General features: G+C 73.5%; 1 protein-coding gene. It reads right to left on the reverse strand.

Annotated features, from left to right (window positions below):
• Positions 1-97 precede the first annotated feature (97 nt).
• Positions 98-697, reverse strand: coding sequence for a methionine ABC transporter permease (locus tag N866_RS17795; RefSeq protein ID WP_173406177.1), 600 nt, complete (start codon positions 695-697; stop codon positions 98-100).
• Positions 698-887: the final 190 nt, after the last annotated feature.

Consider the following 887-nt stretch of genomic DNA (forward strand, 5'->3'; position numbering starts at 1 on the left):
CCGGCCCGCCGGCCCGCGCAAGGGTCGCTGACGACCACGACGCCCCTGACCACGCGGACGGGCGGCGGACCCCGATCGGGTGCGCCGCCCGCCGCCGTCAGCGCCGCAGCACGCGCCGCGCGAGGGTGTTGCCGAGCACCTGCGCGAGCTGCACGACGACGATGATGACCGCCACGGTGAGCCACGTGACCGTGTAGTCGAACCGCTGGTAGCCGTACTGGAGCGCGAAGTCGCCCAGTCCCCCGCCGGCGACGGCGCCCGCCATCGCGGACATGTCCGTGATGGCGACGAAGAGGAACGTGAAGCCCAGGATCAGCGGACCGAGCGCCTCGGGGATGACGATCGTCAGCAGGATCCGGAACGGCCCCGCGCCCACCGCCCGCGCCGCCTCGACGACGCCCGGGTCCAGCGCGACGAGGTTCTGCTCCACGATCCGCGACGTGCCGAACACCGTCATGAGCGCGAGCGGGAAGATCACCGCCCGGGTGCCGTAGCTCGTGCCGGTGACCTGCACGGTCAGCGGCAGCAGCGCGGTGATGAAGATGATGAACGGGATGGGCCGCACGGTGTTGACGACCGCGTTGAGCACCACGTGCACGCCCCGGTTCGCCATGAGGTTGCCCGGCCGCGTCACGTAGAGCGCGACGCCGAGCACGAGCCCGCCGAACCCGCCGATCGCCAGCGTCGCGGAGACCATCCACAGCGTCTCCCACAGCGCGTCGAGGAGCACGGGCCACAGGGACACGCCGCCGCTGCTCACCGCGCCGCCCCCGCCCCGACGCCCTCGCCGACCAGCGCCGTCGGGGCGCCGTCGTCGTCGTACTCGGTCACGTCGGTCCAGCGGCGCAGGTCGGCCAGGAGCGCGGCGACGTCGTCGTCCGCGCCCG

The organism is Actinotalea ferrariae CF5-4, assembly GCF_000603945.1.
GTDB classification, from domain to species: domain Bacteria; phylum Actinomycetota; class Actinomycetes; order Actinomycetales; family Cellulomonadaceae; genus Actinotalea; species Actinotalea ferrariae.